Annotated in this window: 17 protein-coding genes; 12 read left to right on the forward strand and 5 right to left on the reverse strand. The window is 54.1% G+C overall.

The features are described from left to right. Positions 1-4 precede the first annotated feature (4 nt). Entirely contained in the window at positions 5-274 is a 270-nt protein-coding gene (locus tag KV190_RS00765; RefSeq protein WP_460194144.1) for a YciI family protein, read from the forward strand. Between the two features lie 26 nt (positions 275-300). On the opposite strand, the gene chlP is transcribed toward KV190_RS00765, so the two are convergent. Further along, positions 301-1,509, reverse strand: coding sequence for a geranylgeranyl reductase (gene chlP, locus KV190_RS00770; protein WP_460194145.1), 1,209 nt, complete (start codon positions 1,507-1,509; stop codon positions 301-303). 282 nt (positions 1,510-1,791) lie between these two features. Here chlP and gpmI point away from each other — a divergent pair, with 282 nt between their 5' ends. Next, positions 1,792-3,387 carry a 2,3-bisphosphoglycerate-independent phosphoglycerate mutase gene (gpmI, locus tag KV190_RS00775; RefSeq protein WP_460194146.1) on the forward strand — a complete coding sequence of 532 codons (1,596 nt, stop codon included), beginning with the start codon at positions 1,792-1,794 and terminating at the stop codon, positions 3,385-3,387. A gap of 76 nt (positions 3,388-3,463) precedes the next feature. Further along, positions 3,464-5,275, forward strand: coding sequence for an ABC transporter ATP-binding protein (locus KV190_RS00780; RefSeq protein ID WP_460194147.1), 1,812 nt, complete (start codon positions 3,464-3,466; stop codon positions 5,273-5,275). Here the strand turns inward: KV190_RS00780 and KV190_RS00785 are convergent. Both KV190_RS00785 and KV190_RS00790 read right to left on the reverse strand, forming a co-directional pair. Continuing rightward, positions 5,272-7,752, reverse strand: a complete 2,481-nt coding sequence (locus KV190_RS00785) for an HAD-IC family P-type ATPase (RefSeq protein WP_460194148.1) — start codon at positions 7,750-7,752, stop codon at positions 5,272-5,274. The two genes, KV190_RS00780 and KV190_RS00785, sit on opposite strands and share 4 nt — an antisense overlap. A 3-nt stretch (positions 7,753-7,755) precedes the next feature. Further along, positions 7,756-8,187, reverse strand: coding sequence for a universal stress protein (locus KV190_RS00790; RefSeq protein ID WP_206200764.1), 432 nt, complete (start codon positions 8,185-8,187; stop codon positions 7,756-7,758). Positions 8,188-8,612: 425 nt separating this feature from the next. Between KV190_RS00790 and KV190_RS00795 the strand changes: the two genes are divergently transcribed. The 3 genes from KV190_RS00795 to KV190_RS00805 are packed head-to-tail and all read left to right on the forward strand — an operon-like array spanning position 8,613 to position 11,476. Then, the gene (locus KV190_RS00795; protein WP_460194149.1) at positions 8,613-9,767 is read left to right on the forward strand and encodes a Re/Si-specific NAD(P)(+) transhydrogenase subunit alpha; all 1,155 of its coding nucleotides are present in this window, start codon (positions 8,613-8,615) and stop codon (positions 9,765-9,767) included. Between the two features lie 24 nt (positions 9,768-9,791). Then, a complete protein-coding gene (locus KV190_RS00800; protein ID WP_250682948.1) occupies positions 9,792-10,070 on the forward strand; it encodes an NAD(P) transhydrogenase subunit alpha part 2 in 279 nt (92 codons plus the stop codon). A 5-nt stretch (positions 10,071-10,075) separates the two neighbouring features. After that, complete coding sequence (locus KV190_RS00805; protein WP_460194150.1) at positions 10,076-11,476, forward strand: NAD(P)(+) transhydrogenase (Re/Si-specific) subunit beta; 1,401 nt, start codon at positions 10,076-10,078, stop codon at positions 11,474-11,476. On the opposite strand, the gene KV190_RS00810 is transcribed toward KV190_RS00805, so the two are convergent. Together KV190_RS00810 and trpC are read right to left on the reverse strand one after the other, a co-directional pair. Further along, positions 11,473-12,186, reverse strand: coding sequence for an HAD family hydrolase (locus KV190_RS00810; protein ID WP_460194151.1), 714 nt, complete (start codon positions 12,184-12,186; stop codon positions 11,473-11,475). The genes KV190_RS00805 and KV190_RS00810 overlap by 4 nt on opposite strands. Positions 12,187-12,188: 2 nt before the next feature. Continuing rightward, complete coding sequence (trpC, locus tag KV190_RS00815; protein ID WP_460195191.1) at positions 12,189-13,112, reverse strand: indole-3-glycerol phosphate synthase TrpC; 924 nt, start codon at positions 13,110-13,112, stop codon at positions 12,189-12,191. Between the two features lie 102 nt (positions 13,113-13,214). On the opposite strand from trpC, the gene KV190_RS00820 reads away from it, so the two are divergent. The 6 genes from KV190_RS00820 (at position 13,215) to KV190_RS00845 (ending at position 18,540) form a co-directional block, all read left to right on the forward strand. Then, the gene (locus tag KV190_RS00820; protein WP_460194152.1) at positions 13,215-14,717 is read left to right on the forward strand and encodes a cryptochrome/photolyase family protein; all 1,503 of its coding nucleotides are present in this window, start codon (positions 13,215-13,217) and stop codon (positions 14,715-14,717) included. A 242-nt stretch (positions 14,718-14,959) separates the two neighbouring features. Further along, positions 14,960-16,111 (forward strand): hypothetical protein, encoded by a 1,152-nt coding sequence (locus KV190_RS00825; RefSeq protein ID WP_460194153.1) that lies wholly within the window; start codon positions 14,960-14,962, stop codon positions 16,109-16,111. Positions 16,112-16,180: 69 nt separating this feature from the next. Next, on the forward strand, positions 16,181-17,107 hold the full coding sequence (locus tag KV190_RS00830) for an isoaspartyl peptidase/L-asparaginase (protein ID WP_460194155.1): 927 nt from the start codon (positions 16,181-16,183) through the stop codon (positions 17,105-17,107). Between the two features lie 120 nt (positions 17,108-17,227). Beyond that, positions 17,228-17,941 (forward strand): photosynthetic/respiratory NAD(P)H-quinone oxidoreductase subunit K, encoded by a 714-nt coding sequence (ndhK, locus tag KV190_RS00835; protein ID WP_460194156.1) that lies wholly within the window; start codon positions 17,228-17,230, stop codon positions 17,939-17,941. A 30-nt stretch (positions 17,942-17,971) separates the two neighbouring features. Continuing rightward, positions 17,972-18,202 carry a photosynthetic/respiratory NAD(P)H-quinone oxidoreductase subunit L gene (ndhL, locus tag KV190_RS00840; protein ID WP_460194157.1) on the forward strand — a complete coding sequence of 77 codons (231 nt, stop codon included), beginning with the start codon at positions 17,972-17,974 and terminating at the stop codon, positions 18,200-18,202. 5 nt (positions 18,203-18,207) lie between these two features. After that, positions 18,208-18,540 (forward strand): DUF3007 family protein, encoded by a 333-nt coding sequence (locus tag KV190_RS00845; RefSeq protein ID WP_460194158.1) that lies wholly within the window; start codon positions 18,208-18,210, stop codon positions 18,538-18,540. Positions 18,541-18,561 lie beyond the last annotated feature (21 nt).

Consider the following 18,561-nt stretch of genomic DNA (forward strand, 5'->3'; position numbering starts at 1 on the left):
TGAAATGACCAAATTTGTGGCTTGGGGACGCTACTGTGAGGATGTCCTCGAACGGCGTGCCCCCCATCGCCAAGCCCACCTCGATGGCCTCGCGGCTCAAAAAGCCCAAGGGGTACTGATCACCATTGGCCCGACGAAAGACCTGCGCTACTTTTTTGCCATTTACGAGGCGGATAGCGAAGAGACCGTGCGCCAAGTGATTGAAAACGACCCCTACTGGCAGCATCAAGTGTGGACAGAGTACAGCATTCATGAGTGGATCCAAGCCCTCTAAGGGCCGAGGGCGGATCCGAAACTCACTTAGGGTGCAAGGGCATTGCCCCGCATCAGGCTCCCAATGGTTTTTGCCGTAATTTTCAACTGCACTAAGGGATTAGCTGGCACAACGGTTTTGTAGAGGTAGCTATCGAAGGTGAGCTTCTGGACATCAATATCGCTACACATCTCCACAAAGGCCTCACGGGTGGCATCGGAGCGATAAAAGACCCGTTGCAGCAGATCTAAGACTAGGTACGTCATGCCGTAGGCTTTGTCCCAGCGCTTCAGGTAGAGCTTGAGATCTGCTTCCGTGGGGATACGGCGACCGCTGTTGGAGGTCTCGACAATGGTTTCAGCGCACATGCGGGCTGACTTGGCGGCAAAGTAAATGCCTTCCCCAGAGGACTTGGTGACAGTACCCGCAGCATCCCCTACAAGGGCGACGCGACCGACCACCCGCCGTGGCCGAGGATGTTCAGGAATCGGGTGAGCTTCCACTTTAATAATTTGCCCCCCTTCCAGTTTGGCAGCAGCGCGAGCGCGGATTCCCGCTTGCAATTCCCGAATGCGGTCTTTGTTGACCTTCATGGTGCCGGTGCCCACGGCGACATGGTCATATTTCGGGAAAACCCATGCATAGAAGTCAGGGGACACGTCATCCCCCACGTACATTTCTGCCAACTCGTTGTAGTAGGCCATTTTGTCCTCAGGCAGGCGAATTCGCTCCTGATAGGCAATGGCGTAGTTGTAATCGCCGGCATCAATTTCCTTGGCAATGCGGGAATTTGCCCCATCGGCACCAATCACCACATCCACTTCAAGGGTCTGAGCTGTGCCATCCTCTTGCACATAGTGGAGGGTGTAGGGCTGATCGCTGGTGGTGGGCTGCTCCAGCTTAAAGACGGTGCCATTGATCAAGTTGGCACCCAAATCTGCCGCCCGATTGCGCATAAAGCTATCGAGGACTTCGCGGCGGCACATACCGATATACTCGTGGTCTTTGAGGGTATGGCCAATGTTCACCTCGATATTGGAGGGGGAAATCATTTTCATTTTGCGCACGCGGCGGTCAATGATTTCCGGTGGTAAGTCAAATTCACTGACCATGCACAGGGGGATCGCACCGCCACAGGGCTTGGCATTGTCTAATTTACGTTCAAAGAGATAGGTCTGGATTCCGGCTTTGGCTAAGGTTTCGGCGGCTGAGGAACCCGCTGGACCACCACCGACCACTGCTACCCGAAGTGACAACGGACGACTCCCAATTTTGGCTAACAAACAACAGTTTGGATACTATCACGGCAATTTTTTGTCTTCAAGGATTTAATCCCGAAAAGCCGCATCTGTAACAGTTTTCAACATTTGGCCATCTCTGATCCGCTAGGATAGATCCATCTATTGATTCAGAATTGATCCAACGTGCGGACTGTAGCAGAAGCTACCCAATTTGTCTCTCGCGGTGGAGAATGGTATCATTTGCGAGGTTGTACAATTTACACCATTTCCCAGAGAAGTTTAAGGTAGGGCATTCACATGGCATCGTCTCCTGTTGCGCCCGTTGTTTTGATGATTTTGGATGGCTGGGGCTATCGCGAAGAGACCTACGGTAATGCGATCGCCAGTGCTAATACGCCAGTCATGGACAGTTTGTGGCAAGCCTACCCCCACACATTGATTTACACCTCTGGGAAGGCGGTGGGACTCCCCAAGGGTCAAATGGGTAACTCCGAGGTGGGGCACTTAAATATCGGTGCCGGGCGCATTGTTCCCCAAGAGTTGGTGCGCATTTCCGATGCCGTCGAAGATGGCAGCCTCTTTAGCAATCCCGTCCTTGTCAAGCTCTGCCAAACCGTGAAGGAGCGCAAGGGCAAGCTGCATTTTATCGGTCTGTGTTCTGCTGGTGGGGTGCATTCCCACATTGATCACCTCTACGGCTTGGTGGAACTGGCCAAGCGCCAGGAGTTACCGGCCTGTATTCATGCCATTACCGACGGTCGCGATACGCCCCCCCGCGATGCAGCAGGTGTCCTTGAGGAATTGGAGCAGCGCCTGAAAACTATCGGCTGTGGACGGATTGTGACGGTGAGTGGTCGCTACTATGCCATGGATCGCGATCGCCGTTGGGATCGCACTGAGGCGGCCTACCGCGTCATGACTAGCAATGAGAATATTCAACCCCTGCGGGCGGTGGATGTGGCCAGTAAGTCCTATGCCCAGGATATTGGCGATGAATTCATTGTCCCCACACGCATTGCTGAAGGAGCTGTTGAACCCGGCGATGGCGTGGTGTTCTTTAATTTCCGTCCCGATCGCGCCCGCCAACTCACCCAAGCCTTTATTGACCCTGACTTTAGCGGCTTTGAACGGACGCTAATTACGCCGCTCGAATACGTAACCTTCACCCAATACGATGCCAACTTTAACTGTGGTGTCGCCTTCCCGCCCCAAAACCTCAATCATATCCTTGGCGAGGTGATTGCCGAGCATGGCTTAAAGCAACTGCGGGCAGCGGAAACAGAAAAATATGCCCACGTCACCTATTTCTTCAATGGTGGCCTTGAGGAACCCTTCCCCGGTGAAGATCGCATTCTCATCCCCAGTCCAATGGTGGCCACCTACGATCAAGCGCCAGCCATGTCTGCCCTTGCCGTCACAGAAGCGGTCAAAGAAGCCATTGAGAAACAGGAATATGCCCTAATTGTGGTGAACTTTGCTAACCCCGATATGGTGGGGCATACGGGGCAGATGGAAGCGACCATTCAAGCCATTGAAACTGTGGATCGCTGTGTAGGCGTATTGGTGGAAGCGACGACAAAAGTGGGGGGCACGCTGCTGATTACTGCTGATCATGGCAACGCTGAGTACATGATTGATGAAGACGGCAACCCCTGGACGGCTCACACCACCAACCCCGTTCCCTTCATCTTGGTGGAAGGGGAGAAACGTAAAATCCCCGGCCATGGCACGGATGTGAGCCTGCGGCAGGATGGCTGTCTGGCTGATATTGCACCGACCATTCTGGAAATTTTGGGGCTGCCTCAACCCCCTGAGATGACGGGGCGATCGCTGATTGTCAGTGCCCCCTATGAAACGCGCCTCAATCGCACCCCGGTCTCTGTGAAGGTCTAAGGGCATTCTCAACCCAAGAGCGACGGCAGAAAATTTTAAGATTTCTTAAAATAGGAACAGTGCTTGTCCTGTTTCTATGGCCACGTTTCGCTCCATTCTGGGTTACTATCGCGCCTATCGGGGGATGGCGATCGCTAGTATTACCGCTGCCAGTCTCTGCGAACTGGTGGATTTGCTCGTGCCCTATGCCATTGGTCAAATTCTCAACCTGCTCTCGCAACAACCCCTTGATCCGCCAGTGGTGGCGATCGCCCATACGCTCCAAGCATGGACGGGCTGGAACAATGCCTTTGGCGTCAATCTCACCGTTCTTGGCAGTATTGTCTTTTTGGCCACTGTAGTGCGTGCCCCAATTCAACCGTGGCTGGGGGTATGGTTCCACTGGTGGATTGCCCTGGCTGCCCGCCGCGACCACACTCGCAAAGCCGTCGAGAAAATCCTGACGCTGCCCCTAGAATTCTTTGAGGAAAACAACCCTGGTCGCATTGCCAACCGTGTCAGTAAAGGAATTTCCAACCATACTTGGAGTTATCCTGAGATTGCCGGCCAACTGATTCCCAAACTGGTACGGGTGCTGGGCATTGGCGTGATTGTCTGGTGGCTTGATTGGCCGATCGCCCTTGGGCTGTTGATCTCCTTTACAGTGATCTTGGTGCTAACCCTGCGCACCCTACGGCGCATTATTCAAAAAGAAGAAATCCTCGACAGCCACATCGAAAGCACAGAAAGTCGCACCTCAGAAATTATTACCAATATCAAAACCGTCAAAGCCTTTGCCACCGAAGCCCGTGAACTCGCTCGCCAACAGCAGCGCCTCGATCGCGAGTTCAAGATGGTCATTGACCGCATCCATCGCGGCTATATGCACCTGATTACTTGGCAGGGAACCGTCGTCCAATTCTGTCTGTTTAGTTTGTTGGGGTTTTCCCTAGCGGCCACGATCGCCGGACGGGTTTCCATTGGCCACTTCATTACGATTTATACCCTTGCCAGTATGGCCTATGCCGAAATTACCCCCCTCTCGCAGGTGTCGGAGGTGTTTGCGCGCCGCTATGCCTCAATTTTGCGCTTCCATGAATTTATGGAATTGCCCCCCGGTCGCGATGCCATTGATCTGGAGCAACAGCAGATTCCTAGCCTAAAGTTTTCGGGCAAGGTGGATTTTCAGCACGTTTGGTTTAGCTACACGCCGGGGCGTCCCATTCTGCGGGACATTAACCTACTCATTGAACCCTGCCAAACAGTCGCCTTGGTGGGGCGATCGGGTTCAGGGAAATCCACCTTGATCAAGCTTCTCTTTCGCTACTTCCAGCCGGATCAGGGGCAAATTCTTATTGACGGCCAAGATATTCAAACCCTCGATGTCCGTGCCTATCGTCGGCGGCTGGCCATTGTCCACCAAGAAGTCGATGTCTTTAATGGCACCCTTTGGGATAACCTCACCTATGCCAACCCCGAGGTCAGTGCCGATGCCGTCTATGAGGCCTGTGCCATTGCGCGGGTGGATGAATTTGTGCATCAGTTGCCCCTAGGCTATCGCACAATTGTCGGTGAACGGGGGTTGCGGCTTTCGGGGGGACAGCGGCAGCGGTTAGGGATTGCCCGTGCTCTCTTAGCAGATCCCGATGTCCTGATCTTTGATGAGGCCACCTCAAGCCTAGATTATGAATCGGAGCGGGAAATTCAACTGGCCCTGCGCTCCATTACCGGGACTCGCACAATGATTGTGATTGCCCACCGCCTCAGTACGGTACGGGATGCCAATCAAATTGTGGTCTTGGATCAAGGCACGATTCGTGAGCAGGGAGACCATGAGACACTCCTTGCCCAAGGGGGGTTGTATGCCCATCTCTATTCCATTCAGCGCGATCGCGCCCCCCATGCCTAACTGAGATCCACACCAAGGAAGCGATCCAAGAGCCGATAGCGCCAAAAGCTGCGCAGGAGAATCACCCAGAGCAAAACAATCAGCACAATCAATGCCCACAGCGACCACGAAAGGGGTTCCAGTTCAGCCACTGCCCGTAGGGTCGGCGAGAAACTGATGATTAAGAAGGCAGCCAGTAGGGCGAAAACCACAGCAACATAACGCCAGTTGCCCACTAGAGGCGCGCCGCCAACCCATGTGCTATGGGGAGGTTTGAGAAACAGGACTAAACAGAGGGAGGCCAGCATCAGGGTCGTCACCAAGGCGGTGCGGGCGATCGCCACACTGTGCCCCAATTCCGAGAGCACCTCGCGACCATTCAACAGCGTTGGATCAAAGCGTCCTTGGAGCAATTCCACAAGGGGCGTCAGTTCCCGTGCCAACACCCCCAGATACATGAAAATGGCCAACAGTGCAAGGCTCAGGGTAGCAGGAATGACAAAGTGCAGTAATGATCGAATCAGGGATCGATGGGGACGCGGTCCCGGCACTGCCCAAAAAGCCACCGCCAAGGTAGGCAAACCGACCCCCCACAGGGTTAGCAGGCTATTGTGCTTAATCAGCAGCGGAAAGGCGCGCCCTGCCATAACGGTGACTAGACACAGCAAACTAAAGCTAAAGACCCGCACCAAAAAGAGCTTCGTGACATCTTGAATACCGTTGTAGATGCGCTGCCCCTCACGAAAGGCTTCTGGCAAAGCGGCAAAGGAATCCGCAAGCAATACAATATCAGCCACGTTACGGGTAATGGCACTGCCACTTTCCATAGCAATTCCCACATTGGCTTGCTTCAGGGACAGAACATCATTCACACCATCGCCAATCATGGCCACCTGATGCCCGAGGGCGCGCAGTCGAGTCACGAGTTTCGCCTTTTGCTCTGGGGTAATGCGACCAAAAACCGTGGCTTTCTCAGCCATTTGATCAAAGCTCGCATCATCCATGGCGGCGAGTTCTGTGCCGGAGATGGCGATCGCCCCTGCATCGAGGCCAACTTGTTTACCCAAGGCAACCACCGTTTCCGCATGATCACCGGAGATAATTTTGATTTGAATCCCAGCCTGTTGAAAGCGTTCCAAAACGTCGCGGGATTGGGGTCGCAGGCGATCGCCCACCCAAATCACTGCCAAGGGTTCGAGATCTGGGGGCAAGAGGGGCGTCTCCTGCCGCTCATCCCATTGAGGATCAGTGCGACTACGAGCAAAGAGGAGCACCCGCAATCCCTGCTGCCGTCCCCGCTGGAGTAATTCAGCCAGCTCAGGGGAGAGGTCTTCACTCTTGAAGAGGACATCCGGTGCCCCCAAAATAAATGCTTCTGAGTCATGCCACGCTGCGGCACTCCACTTGTAGGCGGAGGAGAAGGGAATTTCAAGGCGGAGGGGCTGGGAACTGCCGCCAAAAGCCTCTGTGAGGGCAACAATGGTACGGTTCGGCGCACTAACACTGGCGGTAAACGTGGCGAGGGCCGCTTTTGTCTTTTCTGCTGTATCGGTGAGGGCGTACCAGCTATGGAGTTCAAGGGCATTGGCCGTCAGCGTGCCCGTTTTATCAAGGCAAAGAATATCCACCCCACTCAGGGACTCAATGGCATTCACCTGCTGCACCAAGACATTGGCACGGGAGATACGCAGTGCCCCCAAGGCATAGGTGAGGGTAATCGTCAGATACAAGCCCACGGGGACAAGACCCGCCACCACGGCTGCCGTTTGCACACTCATTTGTAGGGTGGTCAGGCGTACCAATAGCGAGAGCAGCACCAATAGCCATAGGAAAACCGCGAGCGCCAGAATGACGCGGATAATCAGGTTAATTTCCCGTTGCAGGGGAGTGAGTTTGTGGTGGTGGGTTTTGGCGGCAGCAGTGAGTTGATGGGCAGTACTGGCTTCCCCCACCTGTTCGGCGACATAGGCAGCGGCACCGCGCACACAAAAGCTCCCAGAGTACAGGCGATCGCCCGCTTGCTTGGAGATGAGATCCGACTCCCCTGTGAGTAACGACTCATCCACTTGAATTTGTCCATCCCCAACCACCGTGCCATCGGCAACGATTTGATCCCCCGGCTCCAAAAGGAGAATATCCCCTTCGACAACTTCTGCGGGATCAATAATGGCCTCTTGGCGATCGCGCAGCACCTTGACACGGGGACGGGTGAGGAGGCTAATTTCATCCAACTGCCGTTTGGCGCGAATTTCCTGCAGGATGCTAATGATGGCATTGAGAAACACGACCACGATGATGGCAGCCACATCCCCCGGACGACCTAAAAAGAGCAAAATGACGCTAATAAAAGCAAAAACCCCATTGATAAACGTGAAGAGGTTTTCCCGCAAAATGTCGCCATAGGTGCGATTGCTTTCACTCGCTTGACGGTTAATGCGACCCCTGGCTTGCCGCTCCGCCACTTCCGCCGCTGTCAGACCCGTCAATGGTGCTGTCATAGCTTAGGTTTCCGCTGACTTAACCACAAACACTGAGCAGGGGGCATCAGCGACAACGGCGCCACTTACCGAGCCTTGCACCACCCGCTCAACCCCCGTGAGACCGCGACTCCCCAGTACAATCAGGTCTGCCCCATAGATATTGGCCAAGCGTAAAATTTCCTCGACGGGGTCACCAGTCACAATTTCAATTTCTGAGTCACAGGGGAGGTGGCTTTGAAACTGTTGTAAATGCTGTTCAATACTACGGTAGGTGCCCATTTGCGGATGCAAGGAGGGGCGATCGGCACTGACCCCAAACCCCGACTCCACCGGTGAAATCACATGACTGAGAATCACTTGGGCATCTGGGTCAAGATTTAACTGTGCCACCGCTGCCATCACCCGTGCCGATAACTCACTGGTATCGAGTGCCACTAAAATTGTTTTGAACATGCCTGTGACTCTGTACTTGCAATCTCCTAGTCTGCCACAAGGGTGCTGGGATTGATATTTTCTAGGTTTGGCAAGTAGAAGTACCCAGCGATAATACGGCCTTTTTCACATGGATTGAACACACTCAAAAGTGTAAACGCCAATGCCGCTGTAGGGTAGCATCCCACATCGTTTATGTATTCGATTTCAGAAAAGAGCTATGTCAACATTTGTTACAAAGGTTACCGGGGATCATAAGACTTGTGGAGAACCCCCATGAAATGCTGACATTTCCTCGCATTCCCAAGGGGATCGCAGTAGCTTGAGGATCAGTACAGGACAGTAGGTGAATGTGTTGTGACGGTGTCGGGCGGTTATAAAAATGCCCTGATGAGTACACCAAGGAATTGTTCTGTCAAGACTGCAAACCCTATCCAAGAGTGCCTATGAAAGTTGGGGTCGTTAAGGAACGCGAAGTGGGTGAACAACGGGTTGCCCTGATTCCCGAAGTTGTTGCCAAGCTGGTGCAGCAGGGGTATCACCTCTGTGTGGAGTCCGGTGCAGGGGATATGGCTCACTTCAGCGATGATGACTACCGTGCAGCAGGTGCGGAAATTGGTTATTCCATTGAAGAGGTCTGGGGCGGTGTGGATGTGCTGCTCAAGGTTGCGCCGCTGCGCGATCGCGAGGTGGAGTGGATTCGCCCCGGCACCACCTTAATTAGTTTTCTCAATCCCTTGGGCAATCCATGGCAGATGCAACACTTGGCAGAGCGGCATATTACCGCCTTTGCCCTCGAGTGTATTCCCCGCACCAGTCGTGCCCAGAGTATGGATGCCCTATCTTCCCAAGCAGCGGTGGCCGGCTATGCGGCGGTGTTATTGGCTGCTTCCAATTTGCCGCGCTTTTTCCCGATGTTGACGACAGCAGCGGGGACGATTCCCCCCGCTAAGGTGTTTGTGATTGGGGCAGGGGTGGCTGGCTTGCAGGCGATCGCCACCGCGCGGCGTTTGGGCGCTGTAGTTGAAGCCTTTGATATTCGCCCAGCCGTCAAGGAAGAAGTGCAAAGCCTCGGTGCCAAATTTGTCGAAGTCAACCTTGAGGAGGATACGGTTGCAGCCGGCGGCTATGCCAAAGAGGTCTCTGAGGCCGCGAAGCACAAAACCCAAGAGGCGATCGCTGCCCATGTGCACAGTGCCGATGTGGTCATTACCACGGCTCAAATTCCCGGCAAGCCTGCCCCTCTTTTGGTCACAGAACGCATGGTGGCCAGCATGAAACCGGGTTCGGTGATTGTGGATTTGGCCGCTGAACAGGGGGGCAATTGTGCCTGCACAGAACCGGGGCGCTCTATTTGTCATCAGCGGGTTACCATTATTGGCCCGATTAATCTGCCCTCGACAATGGCGGTGCATGCCAGTCAAATGTATGCCAAAAACATTTCAACGCTCCTGAAGTACCTTGCTCCTAAAGGGGAATTGGTGTTGAACTTTGGCGATGACATTGTTGATGCCGCCTGTATCACCCATGAAGGGCAGGTTCGCAACCCACGGGTACTGCAACTGCTGCATCCGGCCCAAACTTTGGCAACGACGGTTTAGAGATGTCCCTAGAGGGTTCGTTCTATGACAGATCCCATTCTTGTCGGTCTGATTATTTTTGTGCTGGCCAGTTTCATTGGCTTTGAGGTGATTAACAAAGTCCCCCCCACGCTGCATACGCCCCTGATGTCTGGCTCCAATGCCATTTCGGGGATTGCCGTGATTGGTGCCCTACTGATGGCGGGGAGTGGGCACACGACCTTAACGGTGGTCTTGGGATTTATTGCGACAGTGCTCGCCACGATTAATGTGGTGGGCGGCTTTTTGGTCACGGATCGCATGTTGCAGATGTTTAAGCGGTAGGAACCATGGATTGGCTAACACGCATTGAAGAATTGAGCTATCTGGGCGCGGCGGCGCTCTTTATCCTCGGTTTGAAAAAATTGGGGTCTCCGGCCACGGCCCGTCAAGGAAATCGCCTTGCCGCCTTGGGCATGTTGATTGCGATTGTGGTCACGCTCCTCGATCGCCAGATTATTAGCTATACGGGCATCCTAGCGGCCATTGGCCTCGGCAGTGTCATTGGCGCGATCGCTGCCTACAAAGTGGAAATGACGGCCATGCCCCAGATGGTGGGGTTACTCAATGGCTTAGGAGGGGCGGCCTCTGCCTTGGTAGGCATTGGTGAATTTTGCCGCATTGTGGCCGTGGGTGAACCGCTGACCGCCAGTACGCTGATCACGATTATTTTGGGGGTGCTCATTGGTGGGGTCACCCTGACTGGTAGTCTTGTTGCCTTTGGTAAACTTCAGGGATTGATTTCGGGAACCCCGATCATTTTCCCGATGCAGCAGGCGATTAACCTTGGCTTGCTGGTGGCTTTCTTGGTGGCCAGTGGCTGGGTGTGGTTGGATCCAAGTCAGATGCCGATTTTCTGGGGCTTGGTGGCGATCGCCAGCATTTTGGGAGTGCTCTTTGTCCTGCCCATTGGCGGTGCCGATATGCCCGTGGTGATTTCCCTTTTGAACTCCCTCTCAGGGCTGGCTGCCAGTGCCGCTGGCTTTATTGTTGGCAATAGTATGCTCATTATCGCTGGTGCTTTGGTGGGGGCTTCAGGGCTGATTCTGACGCAGATCATGTGCAAAGCCATGAATCGCTCCTTGGCCAATGTCCTCTTTAGTGGTTTTGGCAGTGCGACCACGGGCAACGCCGAGGTGACAGCCCACGCCACGGCGAAGTCAGTACACACGATTGATCCTGAAGAAAGTGCGATGATGCTCGGCTATGCCAAGTCGGTGGTCATTGTCCCCGGTTATGGGATGGCGGTGGCTCAAGCGCAGCACAGTGTCAAAGAACTGGCGGATCAACTGGAGCGGCTTGGCGTCGATGTTAAGTACGCGATTCACCCCGTTGCCGGTCGCATGCCGGGGCACATGAATGTGCTGCTTGCGGAAGCCAATGTCCCCTACCCCCAACTCAAGGATATGGAGGACATCAATCCAGAGTTTGAGAATGTGGATGTGGCACTGGTGATTGGCGCCAATGATGTTGTCAACCCTGCTGCTCGCACCAACCCCGGTAGCCCCGTCTATGGCATGCCCATTCTCGATGTGGATCGGGCACGGCACACGATTGTGATCAAGCGCAGCCTCAATCCGGGCTTTGCCGGTATTGACAATGAGTTGTTCTACAAAGACAAAACGCTGATGCTCTTTGGCAATGCCAAGGAAGTGCTCAATCAACTCATTGCTGAGGTCAAACACCTCTAGGAGGCGGTGGCGGCCACGCTGCGGTCAAACACGCGGGCAATTTCCTCAAGGTCAAACTGATCAAGGCGATCGAGCACCCAATGGCAGCGACGCTGGAGCATGTGGAAGGGATAGGTGTGGGCGACCCCCAAGACTTTGACCCCAGCTTCACGGGCGGATTGCACCCCCACCAACGTGTCCTCGATCGCCAGACAATCAGCGGCTGTGAGATCGCCCCCTAGGGCTTGCAGGGCTGCAATGGCACGCAGATAGGGGTCAGGATAGGGTTTGCCCCGTTCCACGCTTTCGGCACTGATAATGCAATCCACAATGCCAGTCAAGTTTCCCCGCTCAAGGGCTAAGTCCACATCGGATCGCAGGGCACCGGTGACAATGGCAATGTGCAATTGGGCAGCATGGAGTTTCTCCAGCAGGGCGATCGCCCCCTCAAAGAAGGGAAATGGTTCGATACTGGCCAAGCGTGCGCGGTAGGCGGCTGCCTTTTGTGCCACCAGTTTATCCAAATAGGCGGGGGTCACTGCCCGGCCGCGGCGGCTGAGGAGGTTATCCAAACAGGCGCGGTCGCTGCGGCCGAGGCAAAATAGGTCGTACTCGCCCCGCTGGGGTCGCAGATTTTCTTGCAGCAGAATCTCCTCAATGAGGGCAGCATGGATCGCCTCATCGTCGAGGATCACACCATTGAAATCAAACAAAACTGCCTTCAGGGGCATACCTAGCGTGCTAACTCTGGGAATAACTGCTGAATCCGTGCTTGGAGTTGCTCCGCCTCGCTCAAGTGCGCCATCTCTGCTGCGGGTCGCATGAGGGATTCTCCGACTAAAATGGCTTGGGCACCGGCTTGTGCCACCCGCTCAACATCGGCACGCTGATGAATGCCTGATTCACTGACCACAAGGATGTTGCGATCGCGCAATTGCGCCCCATAGGTAGCCAACAGCTTTTCAGTAGTGGCCAGATCAACACTAAAGTCCGTCAAATTGCGATTGTTGATGCCCACGAGGCGCACATTTTCAAGGCCTAAAACCCGCTCCATCTCCTCGGCGGTGTGTACTTCCACCAGTGCCGTTAGTCCCAATCCTTGGGCAATGCGCAGAAAATAGCGCAAATCGCGATCCGAGAGAATAGCGGCAATCAGTAGCACTGCATCGGCGCCCCGCAGCCTTGCCAGAAACATCTGGTAGGGGTAGATGATAAAGTCCTTGCACAGCAGCGGCACATCGACCACCTGGCGAATTTGGGCGAGGTACTCAAAACTTCCTTGAAAAAACTCACTGTCCGTCAACACGGAAAGACAGGTCGCGCCAGCGGCAACGTAGGCTTGGGCGATCGCCACCGGATTAAAGTTGGGGCGAATAATCCCTTTACTGGGAGAGGCCTTCTTGACCTCAGCAATCAGTGCCGGCTGGGTGACAGGATTTTGCAGCGCGGCGAAAAAGGAGCGTACGGGTGGCGCATCGAGCACCTGACGTTGCAAGTCCGGCAGGGGCAACACTTCCCGAAGTTGCTCCACCTCCTGTTCCTTGTGCCACACGATTTTCTCGAGGATATTGCGGGGGGCGTCATCGGCCACCGGTACTTGGTAGTGGAGATTGTGAACCGTCACAGCGGGATTAGGGGGACGCCGGCGAATTTGCATGATGAGTTTCGTATGGAGTTGCAACAGTTGAACACTAAGATAAATCACATTGGCGGTACTAAACCATCCTCCCCCTAGTGCTTATTCACAACCTGAGTCGAGATGGCCATTGGCGTTTGGGTTTTAGGCGATCAACTGTGGCAAGAGCAATCAGCCCTGCAAAGCTGTCCAACCCCGGTGCCCGTCATCCTCATTGAATCCCGCCAATGGGTGAAACAACGCCGCTACCATGCTCAAAAATTGGTGCTGGTCTGGTCGGCAATGCGGCATTTTGCCCAAGAACTGGAAGCAGCCGGTTGGCCAGTGACCTATGCGATCAGCGCCGCCGACTTTGCTACCCCCCTGCGACAGTGGATTGCAGCCCACCATATCCACGAACTGCGGATCATGCAACCCAGCGATCGCCCCTTTCGGGATCTGATTGTGGCTCTCGATCTCCCCTGTGCCATCCAATTCTTGCCCAACAATCACTTTCTCTGGTCAGAAGCAGAATTTCAGGACTGGGCGACAGGTCGCAAAACACTGGTCTTGGAGTACTTCTACCGCGCTGGTCGCCAGCGGTTTCAAATTCTCATGGATGGCAAAACCCCCCGCGGGGGCAAGTGGAACTACGATGCCGAAAATCGCCAACCACCGCCGACGCACCTCAAACCGCCACCACCGCTGCGCTTTTCTCCCGATCAGATCACCCAAGAGGTCATTGAGACAGTGCGCCAAGGGAACTTTGACACCTACGGCCACCTCGAACCCTTTGACTGGGGGGTCACCCGCGCCCAAGCCCTGCAAGTTTTGGAAAACTTTATTGAATACCGCTTGCCCCAGTTTGGCCCCTACCAAGATGCCATGGTGGCAGGAGAAGAGACTCTGTGGCACAGTTTGCTGTCCCCCTATTTGAATCTCGGCCTCCTGCATCCCCAAGAAGTGATCCATGCAGCCTTGGTGGCCTATAGTGAACGCTCACTCCCCCTAAATAGCGTTGAGGGGTTTATTCGTCAAATCTTGGGTTGGCGCGAGTATATGTATGGTCTCTATCACTACCTTGGTGCCAACTACTGCCAGCACAATTTCTTTCAGCACACTCAACCCTTACCAACGTTCTTTTGGCGGAGCGATCGCACCTCCATGAACTGTCTGCGCCACGTTCTGCAGCAAATTGAGCGCACAGGCTATGCCCACCACATTCAACGGCTGATGATCCTCGCCAACTTTGCCCTGATTACTGGCTTATCTCCCCAAGAGGTGGAAAACTGGTTCCACAGCGTCTTTATTGATGCCTACGATTGGGTGATGCAAACCAATGTTTTGGGAATGGGCTTATTTGCTGATGGCGGGCTGCTGGCCTCCAAGCCCTATGCAGCGTCTGCCAACTACATTCAGCGCATGAGTAATTATTGCCAAGGGTGCGCCTATGATCCCAAGCAACGAGTGGGCGATCGCGCTTGCCCTTTTAACTTTTTCTATTGGCATTTCCTAGGACGCCACCGCGCAGTTCTCACTCATCAAGGACGCATGAGCGTGATTCTCAAAAATCTCGATAAATTTAGCCCTGCAGAAACAACAGCAATTCAACAGCAGGTGGAACAGTGGTATGCCGAAAATTCATAGATCAAAGAAATGAAAACTGTATTCCAGATTACTGGGATTTCTTAAATTTTAGCTAAAGCGGACGAGTCTGCTGTTTCTCTAAAATTTCAGACCTTTTAGACCCTAGCGCGAATAAAACTTAACCAAAAGATAACCAAAAAATAAATTCCTCCTACTCTCAAGTCGGGATAATTTGACTGAGGTAGAGCAAAAGTACAGTTTTCACCCTAAAAAATTCAATACTCATTCCGGGGGACAATCAAATGAATGAGACAGTCAATATCCAACTGTCCGCAGCCGCTACCTTGGCTGACTTACCCTATTTTTCCTATCAGGTTTCCCCTGAAACCATCTCTGAAGAAGTAGCTGATGAATTTCAACGCCACCCTGAGCTACCCGGAGTACTGGTGGTGGCGGGCGATCGCGTGATCGGCATGATCTCCAAGGTCAAGTTTTTTGAGCGCATGAGTAAGCAATTTGGTCGCGATCTCTACTTGCCACGCCCGATCAAATTGATTCCAGAAATTGCCGCCCCCCAAGTGCCGCCCCTTGTCCTGATGGCACGCACGCCTGTCGAAGAAGCCGTGGAACAGGCCTTGAGTCGCCCCCCCGCCTTTGTCTATGAACCCGTGGTTGTACGCAAGGGCAAGCAACTGGTGTTGGTGGATATGCGGGTGATCCTGATTGCCCAAGCGCAAGTGCTGAGCAAGAAAAATCTCTTCATTCAGCAGCAGCATCTCCACACCCAGCAACTCCTTGAGAAGTTAAAGGTGGAGAAAGAGCGCAACCAAGACTACGCCAAGCGCCTTGAAAGCGAGCTAACCCGCACCCAACAGATGAACGAAGCCCTAGAGCAGCAGGAGCGCTCTGTCCGCGAGCAAGCAGAACGGATTGCCCAACTCAATCAGCGGTTCATCTCCATCAGCCAAGTGCTTTCAGAGCGCGGCCAAAAAGCCTTTCAGGAAACCTTTACGGGGGTTAATCAAATCACCCGCCACACAGCAGAGGTCTATCGCCTCAGCGAACGGCTGAAGCAGGACGTGGAAATTATTGACCAAGCCACCCATCAAATTGCCGAGATTACCCGTCAGGTGAAGCACCTTGCCGTCCAAGCAGGGCTAATCGCCAGTCGCAGCGGCCAGCACATGGCTGGTTTTGACTTCATCAGTGAGGCCATTAACAAACTGGCGAACCAAGTGGTGTTTGCCAACCAACAGGTAGAAGAAATGGCCAATCATTTTCGCCATCACATCCGCGAAGTGGTGCAGTCCACCGCCTCTGGTGAAAAAATCGCGCGATCGCTCCTCAGTCAAGTCGAAGATACGCAGCAAGCCATCCAAGAACTGCAAGCGCTCCTGAATGCTGAGGAAGTCACCACGGAGTATGAGGCGGTGCCGACGGCTGCTGTTGCCTAGGGCAGTGGATTTCGGCGATCGCCACAGGGTATCTTGGAGCTAGAACACGCTTCATTTCTAGGATTAAGGATGCCCCAACCCACTGTGATTCTCCATGGCGGCGCTGGCAGTTCGCTCCAAGACAAAGGCGGTCTCATTCCCGTCCGCCAATCCTTGCATACCATTGTTAGCCAAGTGGTTCAGGCCCTAAAAGAAGGGGCAACGGCCATTGAGGCAGTGGTTTTGGGGTGTCGGCTCCTAGAGGATGAACCGCGCTTTAATGCAGGCACGGGGTCTGTGCTGCAATCCGACGGTCAAATTCGCATGAGTGCGTCGCTCATGGATGGGCAGCGGCAGAGCCTTAGCGGTGTCATCAATGTCTCACGAGTGAAAAATCCCATTGATCTGGCTCATTGGTTGCAACAGTGCCCCGATCGCATTCTGTCCGATATAGGAGCAGCAGAACTTGCTCGTGAATTGCAGCTTCCGGTGTATCAACCCCTCACGGATCAGCGACTCTACGAGTGGCTGGAGGAACGCAAGGGCAATTTCCAAAAATCCATGGCCGGAGTCGTGGCCGAGGAGGCAAGGCGGGGCACGATTGGTGTCGTGGTCTTAGATCAGCAGGGACACTTGGCCGTGGGGACGTCCACCGGCGGCAAAGGCTTTGAGCGCATTGGGCGGGTGAGTGACTCCGCAACCCCAGCCGGCAACTATGCCAACAACTTAGCAGCAGTCAGTTGTACCGGCATTGGGGAGGATATTCTTGATGAGGCGCTGGCCACGCGGATTGTGGTGCGGGTCACCGATGGCTTGTCCCTAGAGGCAGCCTTTGCAAAATCCTTCCGCGAAGCCGCGAGTCGGCAACGGGATTTTGGCGCCATTGGCCTCGATCACCAAGGGGCGATCGCCTGGGGCAAAACCTGTGATGTCCTGCTTGCGGCCTACTGGGATGGCACGGCTATTGGCGATACCTTGGAATTACCAGCGGGGCTACAGGTGGGCAGTCAAAAATAATTTATCCTTGCTGTCAAGTTTTTTTATTGCTTGCTGCATCCGATGGGGTGCATCTGTGGGGGCAAACGCCTATAATCTTAAGTGTTTTTACATTTGGCCGATGTCCCTTGAGGGAACCCTATGACCAATACGACCTCGCCTGCCATTCTCAATCCGATTGCTCGTCCTGAAGTTCCCCAAGAACTTGCTGAAAACATTATTCTCACTTCCCTCAATGATGTCTATGACTGGGCGCGGCTATCGAGCCTTTGGCCACTCATGTATGGCACTGCCTGCTGCTTCATTGAGTTTGCTGCCATGATTGGCTCGCGCTTCGATTTCGATCGCTTTGGCTTGGTGCCCCGCAACAGCCCCCGTCAGGCAGATTTGATCATCACCTCTGGCACCATCACAATGAAAATGGCACCCGCCTTGGTGCGTCTCTATGATCAAATGCCCAACCCTAAATACGTGATTGCCATGGGTGCCTGCACGATCACAGGGGGGATGTTTAGCTCTGACTCCTATTCTGCCGTGCGCGGTGTGGACAAGCTGATTCCCGTGGATGTCTATTTGCCCGGCTGTCCGCCCCGTCCAGAGGCAATCATGGATGCGATCGTCAAGCTGCGCAAGAAAATTGCCAACGAGCATATCAGTGAGCGCGACAACCTTGCCCAAACCCACCGCCTCTTTACCGCCAAGCACAAGATGAAGCCGGTGCCCCCCATCTTGACCGGGCAATATCTCAATGCCCCCAGTCGCCAAGCCCCGCCCCCAGCCCTTGCGCAAGCCATGGGAATGGCAGTTCCTGCCCTTGGGGAACCCGTGAGCGAAACAAGCACCGTTGCAGAGTAGTTGGGTCATTGTTGGTAAGAGGTAGGAATTATGGCAGTTTCAACGGAACTTTTGGTACTGGGTGTCTATGGCGCCTTAGCCGTGCTGTATCTGCTGGTGGTGCCGGCGATCGTCTACGCCTATTTGAATGCTCGCTGGTATGTGGCTAGCTCCTTTGAGCGGGCGTTTATGTACTTTCTGGTGACTTTCTTCTTTCCAGGATTACTCCTACTGGCACCCTTTATTAACTTTCGTCCCCAACCGCGCTCCCTCAATTCCTAGGTGCTATGCGCCGCATTGATGTTCTCGGGATTGGTATTGGTGTTTTCTTTGCGGGCGGCTTAGTCTATCTTCTGTTGCGGATTGCGGGGGTTGAGCCACTGCAAGCGGGGATTTGGAGTCAAGCCATTTTTGTCTTGGGAGTTCTCGGTTGGCTTTCCACCTATCTTCTGCGGGTCTTTACGGGACGGATGACCTACCATCAGCAACTCAAAGACTATGAGGAGGCCGTGATTAGCGATCGCCTTGCACGCATGTCACCAGAGGAGCTAGCCGCCCTTGAAGCCGAAATTCTAGCGGAATCCAGCGAGATGGCCGATCCAGAATTGGGCGATAATTAGCTCAAGTTTCCCCATGGCTTG

Source organism: Thermosynechococcus sp. FA-CM-4201 (genome assembly GCF_054689355.1).

What these genes read in the sequence shown, in the direction of transcription:
- KV190_RS00785 (WP_460194148.1), bottom strand. Translation starts at nt 7,752, where the DNA reads ATGACAGCACCATTGACGGGTCTGACAGCGGCGGAAGTGGCGGAGCGG.
- KV190_RS00800 (WP_250682948.1), top strand. Translation starts at nt 9,792, where the DNA reads ATGACAGATCCCATTCTTGTCGGTCTGATTATTTTTGTGCTGGCCAGT.
- KV190_RS00805 (WP_460194150.1), top strand. Translation starts at nt 10,076, where the DNA reads ATGGATTGGCTAACACGCATTGAAGAATTGAGCTATCTGGGCGCGGCG.
- KV190_RS00780 (WP_460194147.1), top strand. Translation starts at nt 3,464, where the DNA reads ATGGCCACGTTTCGCTCCATTCTGGGTTACTATCGCGCCTATCGGGGG.
- gpmI (WP_460194146.1), top strand. Translation starts at nt 1,792, where the DNA reads ATGGCATCGTCTCCTGTTGCGCCCGTTGTTTTGATGATTTTGGATGGC.
- KV190_RS00825 (WP_460194153.1), top strand. Translation starts at nt 14,960, where the DNA reads ATGAATGAGACAGTCAATATCCAACTGTCCGCAGCCGCTACCTTGGCT.
- ndhL (WP_460194157.1), top strand. Translation starts at nt 17,972, where the DNA reads ATGGCAGTTTCAACGGAACTTTTGGTACTGGGTGTCTATGGCGCCTTA.
- trpC (WP_460195191.1), bottom strand. Translation starts at nt 13,112, where the DNA reads ATGCAAATTCGCCGGCGTCCCCCTAATCCCGCTGTGACGGTTCACAAT.
- ndhK (WP_460194156.1), top strand. Translation starts at nt 17,228, where the DNA reads ATGACCAATACGACCTCGCCTGCCATTCTCAATCCGATTGCTCGTCCT.
- KV190_RS00820 (WP_460194152.1), top strand. Translation starts at nt 13,215, where the DNA reads ATGGCCATTGGCGTTTGGGTTTTAGGCGATCAACTGTGGCAAGAGCAA.
- KV190_RS00830 (WP_460194155.1), top strand. Translation starts at nt 16,181, where the DNA reads ATGCCCCAACCCACTGTGATTCTCCATGGCGGCGCTGGCAGTTCGCTC.
- KV190_RS00790 (WP_206200764.1), bottom strand. Translation starts at nt 8,187, where the DNA reads ATGTTCAAAACAATTTTAGTGGCACTCGATACCAGTGAGTTATCGGCA.
- KV190_RS00845 (WP_460194158.1), top strand. Translation starts at nt 18,208, where the DNA reads ATGCGCCGCATTGATGTTCTCGGGATTGGTATTGGTGTTTTCTTTGCG.
- KV190_RS00765 (WP_460194144.1), top strand. Translation starts at nt 5, where the DNA reads ATGACCAAATTTGTGGCTTGGGGACGCTACTGTGAGGATGTCCTCGAA.
- KV190_RS00795 (WP_460194149.1), top strand. Translation starts at nt 8,613, where the DNA reads ATGAAAGTTGGGGTCGTTAAGGAACGCGAAGTGGGTGAACAACGGGTT.
- KV190_RS00810 (WP_460194151.1), bottom strand. Translation starts at nt 12,186, where the DNA reads ATGCCCCTGAAGGCAGTTTTGTTTGATTTCAATGGTGTGATCCTCGAC.